General features: G+C 51.7%; 14 protein-coding genes. 12 read left to right on the forward strand and 2 right to left on the reverse strand.

What is annotated here, in order from left to right; genetic code table 11:
• The first annotated feature begins 96 nt into the window (after positions 1 to 96).
• From C230_RS0118305 to C230_RS0118330, 6 genes are all read left to right on the forward strand, one after another.
• On the forward strand, positions 97 to 1,161 hold the full coding sequence (locus C230_RS0118305) for an AI-2E family transporter (protein WP_018133505.1): 1,065 nt from the start codon (positions 97 to 99) through the stop codon (positions 1,159 to 1,161).
• Between the two features lie 105 nt (positions 1,162 to 1,266).
• Positions 1,267 to 1,530, forward strand: a complete 264-nt coding sequence (locus tag C230_RS0118310; RefSeq protein ID WP_018133506.1) for an IreB family regulatory phosphoprotein — start codon at positions 1,267 to 1,269, stop codon at positions 1,528 to 1,530.
• The gene (ruvX, locus tag C230_RS0118315) at positions 1,527 to 1,955 is read left to right on the forward strand and encodes a Holliday junction resolvase RuvX (RefSeq protein WP_018133507.1); all 429 of its coding nucleotides are present in this window, start codon (positions 1,527 to 1,529) and stop codon (positions 1,953 to 1,955) included. The genes C230_RS0118310 and ruvX overlap by 4 nt, the downstream gene beginning before the upstream one ends.
• 39 nt (positions 1,956 to 1,994) lie before the next feature.
• The gene (locus C230_RS0118320) at positions 1,995 to 2,264 is read left to right on the forward strand and encodes a DUF1292 domain-containing protein (protein ID WP_018133508.1); all 270 of its coding nucleotides are present in this window, start codon (positions 1,995 to 1,997) and stop codon (positions 2,262 to 2,264) included.
• Positions 2,265 to 2,533: 269 nt separating this feature from the next.
• A complete protein-coding gene (gene mltG, locus C230_RS21005) occupies positions 2,534 to 3,628 on the forward strand; it encodes an endolytic transglycosylase MltG (RefSeq protein ID WP_018133509.1) in 1,095 nt (364 codons plus the stop codon).
• A 77-nt stretch (positions 3,629 to 3,705) separates the two neighbouring features.
• Positions 3,706 to 4,494, forward strand: a complete 789-nt coding sequence (locus C230_RS0118330) for an O-methyltransferase (RefSeq protein ID WP_018133510.1) — start codon at positions 3,706 to 3,708, stop codon at positions 4,492 to 4,494.
• A 30-nt stretch (positions 4,495 to 4,524) separates the two neighbouring features.
• Here the strand turns inward: C230_RS0118330 and C230_RS0118335 are convergent, their stop codons facing one another.
• Positions 4,525 to 6,675, reverse strand: coding sequence for a YhgE/Pip domain-containing protein (locus tag C230_RS0118335; protein ID WP_018133511.1), 2,151 nt, complete (start codon positions 6,673 to 6,675; stop codon positions 4,525 to 4,527).
• Between the two features lie 302 nt (positions 6,676 to 6,977).
• Between C230_RS0118335 and C230_RS0118340 the strand changes: the two genes are divergently transcribed.
• The 3 genes from C230_RS0118340 to C230_RS0118350 are packed head-to-tail and all read left to right on the forward strand — an operon-like array spanning position 6,978 to position 11,985.
• The gene (locus C230_RS0118340; protein WP_018133512.1) at positions 6,978 to 9,119 is read left to right on the forward strand and encodes a hydantoinase/oxoprolinase family protein; all 2,142 of its coding nucleotides are present in this window, start codon (positions 6,978 to 6,980) and stop codon (positions 9,117 to 9,119) included.
• A gap of 53 nt (positions 9,120 to 9,172) precedes the next feature.
• Entirely contained in the window at positions 9,173 to 11,452 is a 2,280-nt protein-coding gene (locus C230_RS0118345; protein ID WP_018133513.1) for a hydantoinase B/oxoprolinase family protein, read from the forward strand.
• Positions 11,453 to 11,478: 26 nt separating this feature from the next.
• Positions 11,479 to 11,985 carry an acetone carboxylase subunit gamma gene (locus C230_RS0118350; protein WP_018133514.1) on the forward strand — a complete coding sequence of 169 codons (507 nt, stop codon included), beginning with the start codon at positions 11,479 to 11,481 and terminating at the stop codon, positions 11,983 to 11,985.
• A gap of 58 nt (positions 11,986 to 12,043) precedes the next feature.
• On the opposite strand, the gene C230_RS0118355 is transcribed toward C230_RS0118350, so the two are convergent.
• A complete protein-coding gene (locus tag C230_RS0118355; protein WP_018133515.1) occupies positions 12,044 to 13,969 on the reverse strand; it encodes a sigma-54-dependent Fis family transcriptional regulator in 1,926 nt (641 codons plus the stop codon).
• A 246-nt stretch (positions 13,970 to 14,215) separates the two neighbouring features.
• Between C230_RS0118355 and C230_RS0118360 the strand changes: the two genes are divergently transcribed.
• The 3 genes from C230_RS0118360 to C230_RS0118370 are packed head-to-tail and all read left to right on the forward strand — an operon-like array spanning position 14,216 to position 17,478.
• Complete coding sequence (locus C230_RS0118360; RefSeq protein ID WP_018133516.1) at positions 14,216 to 15,229, forward strand: LacI family DNA-binding transcriptional regulator; 1,014 nt, start codon at positions 14,216 to 14,218, stop codon at positions 15,227 to 15,229.
• A 22-nt stretch (positions 15,230 to 15,251) separates the two neighbouring features.
• On the forward strand, positions 15,252 to 16,526 hold the full coding sequence (locus tag C230_RS0118365; RefSeq protein WP_018133517.1) for a sugar ABC transporter substrate-binding protein: 1,275 nt from the start codon (positions 15,252 to 15,254) through the stop codon (positions 16,524 to 16,526).
• 52 nt (positions 16,527 to 16,578) lie between these two features.
• Positions 16,579 to 17,478, forward strand: coding sequence for a carbohydrate ABC transporter permease (locus C230_RS0118370; RefSeq protein WP_018133518.1), 900 nt, complete (start codon positions 16,579 to 16,581; stop codon positions 17,476 to 17,478).
• Positions 17,479 to 17,485 lie beyond the last annotated feature (7 nt).

Raw genomic sequence — 17,485 nt, forward strand, 5'->3', positions numbered from 1 at the left:
TGAAAGAGCGCATAGAACTTGTACCGCTGGCATATTTCTAACAATGGGCGGTCTGCCGTCCAAATTCCGGCTCTTTTTGCAAGGAGGGACACTTGCATGGAAAGGGCCCCGCGAAACCGCTCGCTCGACATCGCGCTGCTGATTTTGATCATCCTGGGCTGCGTTTTTTTGTTGAACCAGCTGAGCGGATTGCTGCTTGGGATCTGGCTTGTCCTGCGGACAGTGCTGGCGCCTTTTTTAATCGCCATGATCATCTCTTATATGCTCAATCCGATCGTTTGCCGGCTGGTCGACCGGGGCGTGCCGCGCGGCGTCAGTGTGATCATGATTTACTTTGTGTTCTTTACGTTGCTGGCTGTGGTGCTGGTCAACACGATCCCGATTTTTATCGAGCAGCTGAAAGAATTTGTGGAAACGTTGCCGTCGATCGTCGAACAGGTGGAGAAATGGAGCAAACATCTGGACGATGGCGCCAGACGGATGCCGGATGCGGTGCACAAGGCGATCGACACGAATCTGATCCGCTTTGAGGAAGCGGTTACCCGCTATATCACCAATTTTCTCGGCTCTTTGGGCGACACGCTGGAACAACTTTTAACGGCGCTGGTGATTCCGTTTCTCGTGTTTTATATGCTGAAAGATTTGAAAGTGATGGAACGAACGGTGGTTGCACTGTTCCCGACACGCCACCGCAAGGAATTGATTGAGCTGACCAAATCGATCGACGAGGCGCTTGGCAACTACATTCGCGGCCAGTTGATCGTCATGCTGGTTGTCGGAACGCTGGTGTACATCGGGTATCGAATCGTCGGCATGCCGTACGGCCTGATGCTCGCTCTGCTGGTGGCGATCACCAACATCATTCCCTACGTCGGGCCGTTCATCGGAGCCGCGCCGGCAATCATCCTCGCCTTCACGATTTCGCCGGTAATGGCGCTGAAAGTGACGATCGTCAATCTGGTCGTGCAGCAACTGGAGGGGAATTTCATCTCGCCGCAAATCGTCAGCAAAAGCTTGAATCTGCATCCGCTGTTGATTATTTTTGCATTGCTCTTGGGCGGCGAGATCGGCGGCATTCTCGGCCTGATTCTTGCCGTACCGGTAGTCGCCATCCTAAAGGTGATCCTGGAGCACGTAGTGATGCATTATGTCAGAAGATAGTCAACGTGGGATAAAACTTCCGTGTTTTAAAAAGAGGAAATTGCCGACAAGAGAGCGAATAAGTTTCCATGGGATCTGTCAGACTACCAAAAAGAGGTGTCACTCATGACTTCACATCTCGACAAGACGATGATGTTCTCCGGGAATAAAGAGGAAGAGGTGAATGAGGCGCAGCGGGCGCTGCTGGTTGCGTACGAGGCGCTGAAGGTGAAGGGATACAATCCGATTCATCAGATTGTCGGCTACCTGATTTCGGGCGACCCGGCCTACATTACCAGCCACAACGACGCGCGCAACACGATCCGCAAAGTAGAGCGGGACGACCTGATTGAAGAACTGGTGCGCGCTTATCTGGCCGATCGGACATGAAGGGACGTCTGCTGGGAGTCGATCTCGGCGACGTCCGGATCGGCGTTGCGGTCAGCGACCCCTTGGGAATGACGGCGCAAGGCATCGAAGTGATCCGGCGCACATCGGACGCGGAAGCTTTGCAGCGACTGGGTGAACTGATCCGGCAGTATGAAGTGGAAACGATCGTCCTCGGATTCCCGAAAAATATGAATGGCACGATCGGCCCGCGGGGAGAAGCCACCCGCGAGTTTGCCGAACGTTTGGAAGAAACGTTTCAGATCCCGGTCGTCCTGTGGGATGAGCGGCTGTCGACGATGGCGGCGGAACGCATGCTGATCGAAGCGGACGTTCGCCGCAACAAGCGGAGGCAAGTCGTTGACAAAATGGCGGCGGCGATCATTCTGCAAAGCTATCTGGATTCGTTGTCAACCTGTCGTGACTGAGCTGCTGCGGCTTTTGAATCTGGATCGAGGAGTGACAAAATGAGCGACGTACAAAGCGAAAACATTATTGTCTTGACGGATGAAGAGGGCGCGGAGCACGAATTTGAAGTGTTGGAAGTGCTGGAAGTGGACGAAAAAACGTACGCGATTCTGCAGCCGACCGATGCGAAAGAGGACGAAGCGATCATCTTGCGGATCGAACAGGACGCGGATGGCAACGAAATTCTGGTCAGCATCGATGATGACGACGAATGGGACAAGGTGGCGGAAGCGTACGACACCTTGCTCTTTGAGGAACTGGAAGACTAGCGTGGATTGCAATGGCGATACCGGACGTCAACACCGTCCGGTTTTTTGTTATAATAAAGACTGTTGCTATTGACATACAACCTAAGACTATGGCAAATACAGGTTAAGAAACATTGTTGTCTGGAAGCTGCTCTTTAAAGGGGAGCAGTGGATGCTGTGAATGCGCGCCACGCATGGCGAAGACTCGTCATGCAACTCATGGGCTTTTCGTAAACCAACAAAGTTTACGAAAAGAGCGCTAATGGGGCTCAGAGAAGGGAGGGGTCAAAATGGACTGGGCGGCTATGTGGCAATGGGCCAATCGGATATTGGCTCCGGCCCGCGATGGTCTGCGACGTTTTCGGCTGACCATCCTGCTCGGAACCGTGTTGGCCGCTGGAGCTTTCTATACTTGGTGGCAATGGACTCCGCCTGCCGGGACCGGCCAGGTCGTGTCGTTCGAAATTCCGCAAGGCGCGACGACGCAACAAATTGCCGAGATTTTGGCGAACAAGGGATTGATCCGGAATTCGTTCATCTTCCGGGCCGCCGCTTTATGGGGCGGACAAGCCGGTTCCCTGCAGGCGGGCACGTATGCGATTCAGCAGGGGGCGACGATTCCGGAAATTCTCGATCGGATCCGGCAGGGAAAAGTGACTGTGAACACTGTGCGGGTCACCATTCCGGAGGGATTTACGATCGAACAGATCGCGGACACGCTTGCAAAAAAAGGATTGGTTGACCGGCAACGTTTTCTGCAAGAAGCGGACAACGGGACGTTTGACTATGATTTTGTCAAGGAGATTCCCAGGCAGCCGGACATACGGCATCGCCTGGAAGGATATCTGTTTCCCGACACATACGAAATCAAGCCGGGAATGAGTGAACATGAGATACTCGACATGATGCTGAAGCGGTTTGGACAAGTGGTCACGCCCGAACTGCGACAACGTTTCCAGGCAAACGGGCTGTCGCTGCACCAAGCGGTGACGATGGCTTCGCTGGTCGAGCGGGAAGCACGCGTGGCGAAAGAGCGGCCGGTGATCGCAGGCGTCATGTTTAACCGGTTGCACCAAAAACCGCCTATGCTTCTGCAAATCGATGCAACCGTGCAATATGCAGTCGGGCAAAAAACGGATCTTCTCTTGAAAGATCTGGAAGTGGACAGTCCCTACAACACGTACAAGCGGGCAGGACTGCCGCCCGGTCCGATTGCCGCTCCCGGACTGGACAGCCTGCAAGCGGTCGCCTCGCCGGAGAAGCACGAATATCTTTATTATGTAACGAAAAAGGACGGTACCGGCGAGCACTATTTTGGAAAAACGCTGGAAGAGCACAACCGCAACATCGCGTTAAGCGAACAGAATCTGAAAAAGGGAAACTAGCAGCCGGCGTTCTGTTCAGGGCGGCCGTCGTATTCGCCATTCCGCCAACGTGCAAACTAGTGGCGAGGTGGTGCCAGATGGAAACGAATGAAAACCGGAACGAGCGGGAGGCGGCGGAGCAGATGGTGACCGATTGGTTGCAGTCTCCCGTTATCAAGGGAGAGTCGTGTTTCGGCGATTCCCGGTTCGAACCGGAAAAGGATGTCAGGAGAATGGATGATCGTTTGCTTTCTTACATTCGCGGGCTGATTCCGGCCCGCGATCCGCTTTTGACGAGCATCGAACGGCGGGCGGAGGAACTGTTTATCCCGATCCTCGATCTGGAGACCGCCCAGTTTTTGCGCGTATTTTTACGCACCCACCAGCCGCGTCGGATTTTGGAAGTCGGAACGGCAATCGGTTATTCGGCGATTGTGATGGCAAAGGCTTGTTCCGCCTCGATCGTGACGATTGAGCGTGACCCGGTGAGGGCGGCGGAGGCGCTTCAGAATATCGAACAGGCGGGATTGCGGGATCGGGTCCGGCTGTTGCAAGGGGATGCGTTCGACATTCTGCCCGGCTTGCTTCGCGATTCACCGGAATCGTTTGACATCGTGTTTTTGGATGCAGCCAAAGGGCAGTATCCCCATTTTCTCGAATTGGTGCTGCCGTTGTTGCGGCCGGGCGGCATCCTGTTCAGCGACAATGTGTTTTTTCAGGGATTGGTCGCCGGACCGGAACATGTGAAGCACAAACTGCGGACGATCGTCATGCGGCTGCGGGAGTACAATCGGACGCTCGCGGACCATTCCGCTCTCGAAACGGCGTTTGTACCGATCGGCGACGGGCTCGCCATTTCGATGAAAAAAGAAGGGTCGCCGGCGTGAATTGTTGAAGCCGGCTTTGCAGTCGGATTCCTAGTGGATCAGTTGGCTTTTTTTCGCTTTCTTGACCAGTCCTTCAGTTGCCTGGTTAATAAATTTCTTTAATGCCAGGCCCATCATGAGTGTAATCACGACATAGACACCCAGCATGAAAAGATCCTTGCCGACAATATCCCAAAGGATCCCTCCGACGGCTTCCCGGAGCATACTGATGGCATACGTAAACGGCAGGAAAGGGTATAAGACCTGAAAAAACTGCGGCGTCACCTGAATCGGAAACGTACCGCCAGAACCGGCAATCTGCAGCACCAGCAAAAGAATCGCCATCGCTTTGCCGACGTTGCCGAACACGGAAACCAGGGTATATACGATAAACATGAACACGGAGCTGAGCAGCATGCCGAATAAGATGAACCACATTTTATCTGCCACATAGGCCTGTACAATCAGAATGTCCCCGGTTGTGACCACGAGCGATTGCAGATCCGCCAGGGTCAGAAACGTAAGATAACGTCCAAAGTAGATCTCGTAGCTTTTATACTCGACGTTTGGATCATGCACTTCAACAGTCAATAAGGAAACCAAGAGCAACGCTCCCACCCAAAGCGAAAGGGTAGTAAAAAATGGCGACATGGCAGATCCGTAATTCGGAATGGGAAACAGTTTATTTTCCTTCAATACGACAGGTTGGGTGAAAAATTCACTTTCTTTTTTCGCATCTTTTTTTAACAGGTCAATCAGTTGGTCAAGGGTTCCTTCCTTTTCCAAGGTTCGAATCAGGTTGGCCAGGCGTTTGATTCCCGCCTCTACGGCAGGCAGATTGCTTTGGATGGCTTGCAGTTCTTGCATACCTACTGCCAGCCCTTGCGACGCATCGTTTAGAATACGCTGCACATCGGGGATCCTTTTGCTTGCTTCAGCCAACACTTCATCCACATTCTGGACAGATGCTTTCGCCTGATCCACCCCTTGTTGGATCTGAGGCGCGATCTCGCTGTCATATCGCTGTAAAATATCTCCGATGGACCGGTTGCTGTCTTCCGAAATACGATGGAGATTGTTGATCAGTTCGTCGGCTGGCCTTCCTCCTTGCTTGAGAACATTGTGCACGTTATTCACCAGGGACAACTGCTGTTGAAAATTCTGGCTGACTTGCCGCAGCCGACCTGTCATGGAAGCGAGCCGGTGGTTGCCAGCGAGACTGTTCAGCCGATCAAACAGGGCAACCAGATTGTCCGTGTTTTTCATTGCAATCGCCAGCCGCTCAGCGGATCTGTCCAGTTCCACTTCCAGGGCGGCAGGGTCGGTTCCGACATCTTGCAAAATGGCACTCACCTGCTCTGCGGCCAAGGCGGTTTGCTGTAACAGCGCAAGATCCTGTTTGACATTGGGCGAAATTGTGGCGAACGCCTCCGAAATCCGGTCAAGAAATTGGCCGACCCGGTTGGCCAGGTCTTGTCCGTCCTGCGCCAGTCGGGCCAACAACGGAAGATTGGCCTGTGCCTTACGGATGAGCTCGTTCAGGGTACGAATATCATCGGAGGCAACGTTTACGATCGAATTGATCTCGGGTATCAGGGCCTCCAGTTTGAATATCAAATCCCTCACTTTTTCGATCGCAGGGCGTTGGGTTTCCAATTCGATTCCGAGCTCGTTAAAAATCCGAAACAGCGTTTCGGTTGCGACCTTGATAAAGGTACGGTTGATTTCTTCCACAATGCCGCTTGCTCCCTTCGCGGTGATTCTCGGGGCAATCGCATTGATTTTTTCGTTCACATAGTAGTCAAGCTCAGCTTTTTGCGGATTGTCCGTCAGAACCGTCGCGATCTTTTTCGAAAAATCCGCGGGAATCAGGATGCTCGCATAATAATCACCATGCTCCACACCTTTCATCGCCTGCTTTTCATCGACGAACGTCCAACCGATTTTCCGGTTTTCCTTTAACGCAGAAATAATCTGATCTCCGATATTCAGCGGTTTCCCCTGCAAGGTGGCCCCTGCATCCCGATTCACGACAGCTACCTGAAGACCGCTGGTCCGCCCATAGGGATCCCAGGACGCTTTAATATTAAACCAGGCATAAAGGGAAGGTAAAATCACCAGTCCCAGAATCAAAACAAAAGCCACCCAGTTTCCGGAAATATTTTTCAAATCGCGGAAATAGATCAGCCAGATTTTTTTCATTCTGAATTCATCCCCAACACCGCGTTTTCTCGCGTGTAGTATGACTGCTTTCATTTTTATGTATACAAATGGGCGTTGTTCATCTGTGTAGCACTACAGTTGTAGCGGTTCGATACAACTGCCCCGGGAACGAAAGGGAGACTGTTTTCCAATGTGACGGGAAAGCCTGTAGCAGCCGGATGGAAACAGCGAAAATCGGTCGTGTCCGGAGGTTGGCACTGTTTTTGCTAGTTATTTAATGGCAGCAAGGGGTAGTCCTCTTGTGTCAGCCAATATTGTATTGAAGGGAGATGAGTCACCACATGGCAAGCGTGAATGCGCAAATTCTCGCGATCGACGCCGGAGGCACCATGACGGACACCTTCATCATCGACGACAAGGGGGAATTTGTGGTCGGCAAAGCGCAGTCCACCCCCGATGATGAATCGATCGGCCTCCTGAACTCGGCGCGCGACGCCCTTTCCTATTGGGGCACGACCGTGGAAGAAGCTTTCCCCCAGCTGGTGGCAGGCGTGTATTCCGGGACGGCGATGCTCAATCGTTTGGTATCCCGCAAGGGGCGGCGCGTCGGACTGATTGTCAACAAGGGAATGGAAGATTTTCACCGCATGGGCAGAGCAATCCAAGCTTATCTCGGGTACTCTTATTCGGACCGCCTGCATTTGAACACACACCGCTATGATCCCCCACTGGTGCCGAGGGAGTTGACGCGCGGGGTTACCGAACGGGTGGATCTGTTCGGGAACGTCGTGATTCCACTCTATGAACATGAGGTGGAACAAGCGGTGGTCGATTTGCTGGATCAGGATGTGGAAGCGATCGTCATCAGCTTCCTTCACTCCTATAAGTACCCCGCGCATGAGCGCAAGGTTCGGGACATGGCGAAGGAAATCATGAAAAAACGGGGGAAAGAGGTGCCGATTTTCGCCTCGGTCGATTACTATCCGCTGCGGAAAGAGTCGCACCGCACCAATACCACCATCATTGAGGCTTATGCGGCGGATCCTTCCCGCGAAACGCTGTCAAAGATCGATACGCGCATCAAGGAAAAAGGGGCCAGATTCGATCTGCGGGTCATGGCCAGCCACGGCGGAACGATCAGCTTTCAGGCGAATGAATTGGCCCGCACGCTGGTGTCAGGACCGATCGGCGGTGTTGTGGGGGCGAAATATTTGGGCGAGCATTTGGGCATTCGCAATATCGCATGTTCCGATATTGGCGGGACCAGTTTTGACATGGCTCTGATCACGCAAGGGGATTTGAGCATCAATACCAGCCCGGACATGGCGCGCCTGGTTTTGTCGCTGCCGTTGGTCGCGATGGATACGGTGGGGGCCGGCGCCGGCAGCTTCGTCCGGATTGACCCAAACTTCAAGTCGATTACACTGGGACCTGACAGCGCCGGATATCGGGTCGGCGTATGCAATCCGGCCGGCGGTATTGAAACCGTTACCGTATCCGACTGCCACGTCGTGCTCGGATTGATCAATCCCGACAACTTTCTGGGAGGAGAGGTGAAACTGTTTCCGGAAAGAGCCTATCAGGCGGTCAAGGAACAGATTGCCGACCCGCTCGGCCTGAGCGTGGAGGATGCCGCCTACGGGGTGATCGATCTGCTGGAGTCGCAGCTCCGCAATTACCTGGAATCGATGATTCTTGGCAAGGGCTACTCTCCATCCCAATATGTGTGTTTTTCGTACGGAGGGGGCGGACCGTTGCATACGGCGGGCTACACGAAAGGGCTTGGCTTCGAGGACATCCTGGTTCCGGCCTGGGCCGCGGGATTTTCCGCTTTCGGGTGCGGTGCCGCCGATTTCGAATACCGTTATGACAAAACGCTTGATATTAATGTAAGCGCTGTCGCGGACGAACAGGAAAAATTGAACGCGCTCACAGAGTTGCAACACGCTTGGCAGGAACTGATGGACAGAGTGGCCGACGAGTTTGAGAAAAACAGTTTCTCCCGCGACCAGGTCGAATTCCGCTTTTATTTCCGGATGCAATATCAGGGGCAGCTGAACGATCTGGAAATCGAATCGCCGACCAAGGCGCTGCGAACGACCGAAGACTGGGAGGTGTTGGTCAGCGCTTTTGAAGAAACGTATAGTCGCGTGTACGCAAAAGCCGCCCGCTCCCCCGAACTGGGATATTCGGTCACCGGGGCGATTGTCCGCGGGATCGTGGAAGTGCCGAAGCCGAAAATTCCGGAAGAGCCGCTGTGCGGCGAGAATCCTCCGGCGGACGCGTACCTTGGAACCCGCAATGTCTATTGGAAAGGAGAGTGGGTGAAGGCCGACATCTGGGAAATGGAAAAATTGAAAGCGGGGAACCGGATCAAGGGGTTTGCCATTCTGGAATCGTCCGCCACAACGTTTGTCATTCCGCCGGGTTATGAGACGTATCTGGATCAACACCGCATTTTCCACCTGAAGGAACCCAAGTGAGCCGCAAACCGTTTTCCAGGTTTGCCTGAGAAAAATTGGAGGAGGGGTTGCAAGTGGCGATTTTGGAGAATGAATTGGGAGTTCGGTTGACCGCCCGCCGTCCGATCGGTTGGAATGGAAAAACGCTCAAACAAATGAGGGAAGAAGTTGACCGGCTCAGCCGTGAAACCGGCTGCTACGCCGGATTGAAAGAATTGCCGTTCAAAGAATCGAATCCGATTCGGTACGAAAAAATATTTGCGAAACTGCGCGGCGGCGTGGTTCACGCCCGCGAGACGGCCAAGCGGGTGGCCGCCTCCCCGATCGTCGAGCAGGAAGGGGAATTGTGTTTCACCCTGTATACGCCGGAAGCGGATTCGATCGTGACCTCCACGGGCATCATCATCCACGTGGGTACGATGGGCGCCGCGATCAAGTACATGATCAAAAACGATTACGAAGAAAATCCGGGAATCGAACCGGGCGATATCTTCTGCAACAACGACTGTCAGATCGGCAACGTCCACCCTTGCGACGTGCACACGATCGTGCCGATTTTCTGGGGAGAGGAACTGGTTGGCTGGGTAGGCGGCGTCACCCACGTGATCGACGTCGGGGCCACCGCTCCCGGCAGCATGACGGTCGGTCCCGTAACTCGATACGATGACGGATATCAGGTGGCCTGCCGGAAAATCGGCAAAAACGACATTTTGTTGCGAGATTGGCTGATCGAAAGCCAGCGTTCCGTGCGCACCACCAAGTACTGGCTGCTGGATGAGCGGACCCGCGTCGCCGGCTGCCATATGATCCGCGATTTGGTGCTGCAGATCATCGAGGAGGAGGGTATTGACGCCTATAAACAATTCATCCGGGAAGTGATCGAGGACGGGCGCCGGGGGTTTATCAACCAGGTGAAGTCGATGACCATTCCGGGCAAGTACCGCGGCGTTTCGTTTGTCGATGTTCCCTACAAACATCTCGATGTGCCGCCGTATGCCCGCCTCAACACCATCATGCACGCCCCGTCCGAAATGACGATTCACAAGGACGGAAAATTGGAAATCGACTTTGAAGGAGTCAACCGCTGGGGATGGCACAGCTATAACGCGACACCGGTTTCGATCACCAGCGGAATCTGGGTGATGCTGTCACAAACCTTGATCCCGAACGACCGGGTCAACGACGGAGCCTATTACGCTAGCAGATTTGGACTTCCCTATGGTTCCTGGCTGAATCCGGACGACATCCGCACCGCCCACAGCTATGCCTGGCATTTCCTTGTTTCCGCGTGGAGCCCGTTGTGGCGGTCGCTTAGCCGAACCTATTTTGCCCGCGGTTACCTGGAAGAAGTGAACGCGGGGAATGCGAACACCAGCAACTGGTTGCAGGGCGGCGGGTACAATCAGTTTAACGAAAACCATGCGGTCAACAGTTTTGAATCGGCAGCTGAAGGAGTCGGTGCGAGTGCGGTCAAGGACGGGATCGATCACGCGGCGGCCGTGTGGAATCCCGAAGGAGACATGGGGGATATGGAAATCTGGGAGCTGGCCGAACCGCTGTTGTATCTCGGGAGAACGATCAAGCCGAACACGGGAGGGTACGGAAAGTACCGAGGCGGAAACGGGTACGAAACCTTGCGGATGGTATGGGGTGCCAAAGATTGGACCATGTTTTTCATGGGCAATGGCTACATGAGCAGCGATTGCGGTCTGATGGGAGGATATCCGGCAGCGTCGGGATACCGTTTTGAAGCACATGGGACAAACATCAAGGAATTGATCGAAAAGCGGCTCCCTCTGCCGTTGGGGGGAGATCCGGATCCCGGCGATCCGAAATATGAAAAACTGATCGAGGCGAAAGAAATCAAGCGGGACAAACAGGCGATCACGACGGAAACGATTTTTGAAAATTACGACTTGTATCTGAATTACCTGCGTGGAGGCCCCGGTTTCGGCGACCCGCTTGAGAGAAATCCGAAAGCGGTGGAAACAGATCTCAACGACGGGCACCTGTTGCCAAAGTATGCGGAAAAAGTGTATGGCGCCGTCATTTCCCGGGACGAAAAAGGACGCTGGGTGGTCGACGCGGCGAAGACCGAACAGCGCCGTGCCGAAATCCGGAAAGAGCGGATCAAGCGTGGAAAACCCACACGCGAATGGATGAAGCAAGAGAGGAAGCGGATTTTGAACAAACAGGCCGCGATTCAAGTTCGTCACATGTACGCCAGCAGTTTTGCCTTAAGCGAGAAGTTTACCAACGAGTTTCGTCAATTCTGGAACCTGCCCGAAGATTGGATCATCAAGGAAAACGAACTGGAAATCCCGGTATTCGGGGCCCGCAATCAAATCCAATAAAACATTACAGGCAGGGAGGTTGCATCATGGCCAAATATGACAAAAAAACGATAGAAGAACTGATCGACGGCACGATTGATTTTTTCAAGCTGAAGGAAATGCTTTCCAACTTTAAGGATCCCGAGCGGTTTGACACATATCTCGGCATCTTGCAGGAAAGGGTCCCGTGGGAGGACCGTATTCTCCTCCCAGCCGGCCTGCACTTGTACATTGTGCAGAAAGAAAATGGCGACCGCATTGTGAAGTGCGACTGCGGCCACGAATTTTGCGACTATCGGGACAACTGGAAACTGCATGCGCTGATTTACGTCCGGGATACGGAAGAGAAGCTGGAAGAGCTGTATCCCAAACTGCTGGCTCCGGATCCCGAATGGCAGGTGATTCGGGAATATTACTGTCCCTCTTGCGGCGTGCAGTTAGAGGTGGAAAACGTGACTCCCTGGTACCCGGTGATCAAGGATTTCGAACCCGATATCGACGCGTTTTATGAAGAATGGCTGGGACGCCCTGCGCCGCGGCCGCAGGCGGGGTAGGAAACAAACAGGAAAAAGCGACGATCTTGCCACAGATCGTCGCTTTTCTGTAAAGCGCTTACAGTAGGTTGTATTTTTTCATTTTTCTGTATAATGTGGTGCGAGCAATCTTGCAGCGCCTCGCGATTTCTGACAGGTTTCCGTTTGTCTCCTGGTACAATTGATAAAGCAGCTTTTTTTCTTCCTGTTCCAAGGGAGACTTCGAGCGGTTCACAAGGGTAAACATATGATTGGGCAAATCGGACAACTGAATGCGCTCTCTGTCGGCAAACAGTACGGCATGCTCGATCGCGTTTTCCAGTTCCCTGATATTTCCGGGCCAATGGTATTCGCGAAGGAAAGACAACACTGCATCATCGGCGCCGACCACCTGCTTGCCATGCTTTTTGGCAAACTTTTCAATAAAGTGGCCGCATAACACAAGCACATCATCCCCTCGTTCCCGCAGCGGAGGAAGCGCCAGTTGGACAACATTCAGCCGGTAAAAAAGATCGGATCGAAATCTCCCTTCTTTAACCAGTTTGTCCAGATTTTGATTGGTGGCGGCGATAATTCGCACATCAACCGGAACCGGTTTGGATGCTCCCAGGCGGACGATTTCTTTTTCCTGCAAAACGCGCAGCAAGAAAACTTGCAAATCAAGCGGCATTTCACCGATTTCATCAAGAAATAATGTCCCGCCGTCCGCTTCTTCAAATTTTCCCGTTTTGCCTTTCGGATTGCCGCCCGTGAAGGTGCCGGCATCATAACCAAACAACTCGCTGGCGATCAGCTCCTTCGGGACAGCTCCGCAATTAATCGCTACAAAAGGAGCTCGGTGTCGTGGACTCGCACGATGGATCGCTCTGGCGAACCGTTCTTTGCCGGTGCCGCTTTCTCCTGTGATTAACACAGGGACATTGGTGGGGGCGACGATTTGGCTCTTGGAAATGATGTTCTTCAGCGCTTTCGATTCGCCGATGATCCCAGACCAATGATTTGCAGGCGGAGTGAGTGAGCGGTGTTGTGTTTTATTATTATGAAGATGCAGAAGGAAACCGACTCTTGTATGATTCCATACAATGGGTTCGATTGAAACGGTCAATTGCCGAGCAGGGAGGAAAGCTTCCGTTTGCGCGTCGGTGAGGCTGAGCAGGGTCGACTTCAACTGGTTCATGTCTGACAGCGTCCAAAAATCGCGCCTGTCTTCCATTTGCAAAAGGGAAAATGCGGTCGAAGTCGCGGCAACAACTTGCAAAGTTTCGTCCAGTAGCAAAATCGGGCCATTTTTCGATTTTTCCACCGCCTGTATAAAATGGGCCTGCAGATGATGGCGCATTTCCAGGGAGACTCTACGAAACCGCTTCTCAATCGTTTTGGCCGTCATTACCGCAATCCCCAGGGAATGGGGTTGGGCAACATCGCTGGGACCGGTCAAGTCGACCACGCCCAACAATTGTCCGGTTAATGGATCTTCGATTGGGGCAGCTGAACAGACCCAAGGATGGCATCCTTCACAAAAATGCTCATAGGAAAAAATCTGGATTGGTTGTTTTGTCTCAAGACAGGTCCCGATCGCATTGGTTCCGGCAGCTGCTTCGCTCCAGTCGGAGCCCTGCACAAAATTCATGCGCTCCGCTTTCTGCAAAATCTTGCGTTCTCCCTGCAAATGAATAATCCTTCCTTTGTTGTCGCAGAGGGTGATCAAATGCTGGGTGCCATCGATTTCCCGGGCCAAATCCCGAAGGATGGGCAGAGAAATCTGGTAGAGGTGAGATTGCTTCACCCAGTCGACCAATTGATCGTCGGTCAGCACGATGGAGGTTTGTTTTTGCCGGGGATTGACGCCCAGCGTTTGACAGCGCTTCCATGACTGATATACAAGATTGCGCATCCGTTGCGGTTCACGCTTTTCGAAGACAAAGCGACTCCACATCGCTTCCAGATCCTTTATCTCTTTATGTATGTCGCTGATTGAGCGAATAGCTATATTCGGATTCCCCATAACGATCCCCCCAAAACGGAACGATCAGTTACAACTGTATTATAACAAAATTTGAACAATTGCAACACCTGATTTTCTTACAGTACTTTCGCATTAATGACTTCGCCCGGCCTGAGTCGCCACGAAAACGTATCAAGGAAAAGAGACGGAACAAAATTTTCTGGAAAAAGATATTGACTGCTGACGTGTCCTTTTACTAAAATACAATTAATCGAAACGTTTCAATACGAAAGATAGGTGGTGAGTATGGCAACGATCAAAGATGTGGCGAAATTGGCGGGGGTTGCGGTATCCACGGCATCGTACGCCCTCAACAACAGCGGTCTCGTAAGTTCCGATACCAGAAAGAAAGTGCTGGATGCGGCGAGAAGATTGAACTATCAACCGAGCGGAATCGCCAGGGATTTGAAATCAAACAAAACCAATACGGTTGGTTTGATCCTGCCCGATCTGTCGGGGCCGTTCTATTCCGAATTGATCAAAGGAATCCAGGATGTAACAATTGCAAACGGTTACGACCTGATTGCGGTCAGCTCGATTGGCGGAAAAAACAGTACAGCCGCAAAGTTTTTGAAGGAAAAACGAGCGGATGGAGTCATCATACTCGCATCCAACATCGACGAAAACCTGATCAGCGACGCTGCAAGAAAAGATATGCCGGTTGTTTTGCTCGATAAACGGATTGAAGCAGAGTATGTCTTAAATATTCAGGTCGACAATGAAGGCGGAGCTTACAAGGCTGTTGAGCATCTTGTTTCTTTGGGGAGGAATGAAATCGCTTACTTAAGCGGCCCCAGTAATTCATTCGATAATTCGAAACGTTTCGAGGGGTACAAAAAGGCTTTGCGGGATCACGGAATTCCGTTTTCAGGCCATCTTTTGTACCAGGGGAATTTTACAAAAGAGGGAGGGAATCATGCGGCCAAGTTGATGCTTCTGCAAAACAGATTGCCGGAAGCGATATTCGCTGCCAATGATGAGATGGCGATCGGGGCGATGGAGGTATTGAAGCAGGCAGGAATAAACATCGGGCAGGAGATTGCGATTGTCGGGTTTGACGATATTCAGCTGGCCGAATATGTGCAACCGCCGCTTACAACCATTCGCCAGCCGATGCGAGAGATGGGATCGCTGGCGGCGCAACAGATTTTCAGGGCACTCAATGGCGATTTTTCATCCAATTTTATTCTGTTGGAAACAGAGTTGATCATCCGCGAATCATGCGGCGGCAAACAACTGAATAAGCAGATGCCCAGGTGAAATAAAAGGGGGAACCGTAGCGATGAGAATGGGGAAATGGATTCATTGGTGGCTCACGGCTTTGTTGATGTTCACTGTCGCGGTTGCTGGATGTTCCAAAAATACTGATGGCTCGAATCAACCAAATGCGGCCGGTAATGAGAAAAATCCAATCGTTTTGAAAGTATGGGCGATGGGCGAAGAGGGAAAGATTTTGCCCCAGATGGCAAAAAAATTTGAAGCTCAAAACCCCGGTGTTCAGGTGGAAGTCCAGGCGATTCCTTGGGATGTCGCCTATAACAAACTGATGACGGCGGTTGCTTCGAAAACAGGACCAGATGTGGTTCAGTTGGGAACGACCTGGGTACCTGAATTTGCAAGTTCCGGGTCGCTGGCGGATCTCACACCGTATTTTGCCCAATATCCCGAACTGAAACCAGAAAACTATTACGAAGGTTCTGTGAAGACAGTGAAATATAATGATCAGATTGTCGGCGTGCCGTGGTATGTCGATACCCGCGTCTTGTTCTATCGTACGGACCTATTAAAAGAAATCGGGTATGACCATCCTCCGAAAACATGGGATGAACTGAAGGATGCGGCGGTCAAATTGGCGAAACGCGGGCAGGGAAAATACGGAATCGATTTTTCGCCGAAAGACCAGTTGGCGGTCTATATGCTAGCGTGGCAAAATGGGGCGAAGTTAATCGACGAGAATGGAAATCCGCAGTTTAACAGCAAGGAATTCGCGGAAGCCGTAAAGTATTATAGCAGCTTTTTTACAGGTGGAGCGGCACCTGCAACGGCTGATCAGAATCTCGACCTCTTCCAGGCTTTCAAACAGGGGATCAAGCCTATGTTTGTCAGTGGACCCTGGATGGTAACTCTGTTAAACAAGCAATTGCCTGATCTAAAAGGAAAATGGGCGACAGCCGTTCTGCCCGGAAATCAGACGAACACTTCGTTTGTTGGCGGCTCCAATCTTTCGGTTTTCAATTTTTCTAAAAATAAAGACGATTCTGTTAAATTTATCGCCTTTATGAGCAAGCCGGAAAACCAGCTCGAATGGTTTAACATTTCAACCGACCTGCCTGCCCATCAACAAGCATGGAAAGATTCGAAGCTCAAAGATGATCCAATTCTAGCAACATTTGGCGAACAGCTGAAAAATGCCCAATCTACGCCTCTGATCAAAAATTGGACTGCCATTGAAAAGGCGACCGCGGACGCTTTGGAGAAGATCATCGTCGGGAAACAGGATATCCAATCCACGCTGGATCAGTTGAATGAACAAGTGAAAGCCAATATGAAAAAATAATCTGAAAAATGGGACTCCCCCCTACTTCGGTAGGGGGAGAGGAGGTGATTCAATGGGAAATGTGATCAAATGGATCAATAAATATAAATACCCGTATCTGTTTATCGCTCCTACCATCGTTCTTTTGCTGATTTTTATGATTCTACCGATCCTTGTGTCGCTGATCATAAGTTTTACAAATATCGATCTTGCGGGTCTCGCCAATTGGACAACGATCCAATTTGTAGGTTTAAAAAATTACACCAACATAGTGTCTGACAGCGCATTTCGGCAGTCAATCCTGAACACCCTCTTCTATGTGGTTGTCGGTGTCCCGTTGGTGATTCTTTTTTCCATGGCGGCAGCGATTCTGCTGGATTACAGTAAAAGCATGATTTTTAAATTGCTGAGGTTGTTTTATTATATGCCGTCTATCACCAATTCCATTGCGGTCGCTGTCGTTTGGGGCTGGATTTATAACTCCAACTACGGGTTGTTGAATTATTTTCTCTCTTTGGCTGGCTTGCCGGCAGTTCAATGGCTTTCGCATCCTATTTGGGCCAAGTTGTCGCTGATCATACTGGCGTTATGGAAAGCGATCGGTGCCAACATGATCATATTTTTGGCCGCTCTGCAAGGGATTCCAAAAGTGTATTACGAAGCGGCGGAAATCGATGGGGCGAGTAAATGGCAGAAGTTAATGTATATCAAGATTCCGTTGATGGGTCACGCGATATTTTTCGTTGCCATCACGACAATCATAGGCTGGCTGCAGTTTTTTGATGAACCGTTTATGATGACGGGGGGCGGACCGCTCAATTCTACTTTGTCGATCGCTCTGTACGTGTACCAGAATGGTTTTCAACTCGGATTTTTTGGCTACGCGGCGGCAGGTTCCTTTATCTTGTTTGTTCTGATCATTACCGTCACCTTTCTTCAATTTAAGCTGAGCAAAAAAGGAATTGAATATTAAAGCGGCG

This window comes from Effusibacillus pohliae DSM 22757 (genome assembly GCF_000376225.1).
Lineage (GTDB): Bacteria > Bacillota > Bacilli > Tumebacillales > Effusibacillaceae > Effusibacillus > Effusibacillus pohliae.

Coding starts and splice junctions, on each gene's coding strand:
- C230_RS0118305 (WP_018133505.1), top strand. CDS start 97: ATGGAAAGGGCCCCGCGAAACCGCTCGCTCGACATCGCGCTGCTGATT.
- C230_RS0118310 (WP_018133506.1), top strand. CDS start 1,267: ATGACTTCACATCTCGACAAGACGATGATGTTCTCCGGGAATAAAGAG.
- ruvX (WP_018133507.1), top strand. CDS start 1,527: ATGAAGGGACGTCTGCTGGGAGTCGATCTCGGCGACGTCCGGATCGGC.
- C230_RS0118320 (WP_018133508.1), top strand. CDS start 1,995: ATGAGCGACGTACAAAGCGAAAACATTATTGTCTTGACGGATGAAGAG.
- mltG (WP_018133509.1), top strand. CDS start 2,534: ATGGACTGGGCGGCTATGTGGCAATGGGCCAATCGGATATTGGCTCCG.
- C230_RS0118330 (WP_018133510.1), top strand. CDS start 3,706: ATGGAAACGAATGAAAACCGGAACGAGCGGGAGGCGGCGGAGCAGATG.
- C230_RS0118335 (WP_018133511.1), bottom strand. CDS start 6,675: ATGAAAAAAATCTGGCTGATCTATTTCCGCGATTTGAAAAATATTTCC.
- C230_RS0118340 (WP_018133512.1), top strand. CDS start 6,978: ATGGCAAGCGTGAATGCGCAAATTCTCGCGATCGACGCCGGAGGCACC.
- C230_RS0118350 (WP_018133514.1), top strand. CDS start 11,479: ATGGCCAAATATGACAAAAAAACGATAGAAGAACTGATCGACGGCACG.
- C230_RS0118355 (WP_018133515.1), bottom strand. CDS start 13,969: ATGGGGAATCCGAATATAGCTATTCGCTCAATCAGCGACATACATAAA.
- C230_RS0118360 (WP_018133516.1), top strand. CDS start 14,216: ATGGCAACGATCAAAGATGTGGCGAAATTGGCGGGGGTTGCGGTATCC.
- C230_RS0118365 (WP_018133517.1), top strand. CDS start 15,252: ATGAGAATGGGGAAATGGATTCATTGGTGGCTCACGGCTTTGTTGATG.
- C230_RS0118370 (WP_018133518.1), top strand. CDS start 16,579: ATGGGAAATGTGATCAAATGGATCAATAAATATAAATACCCGTATCTG.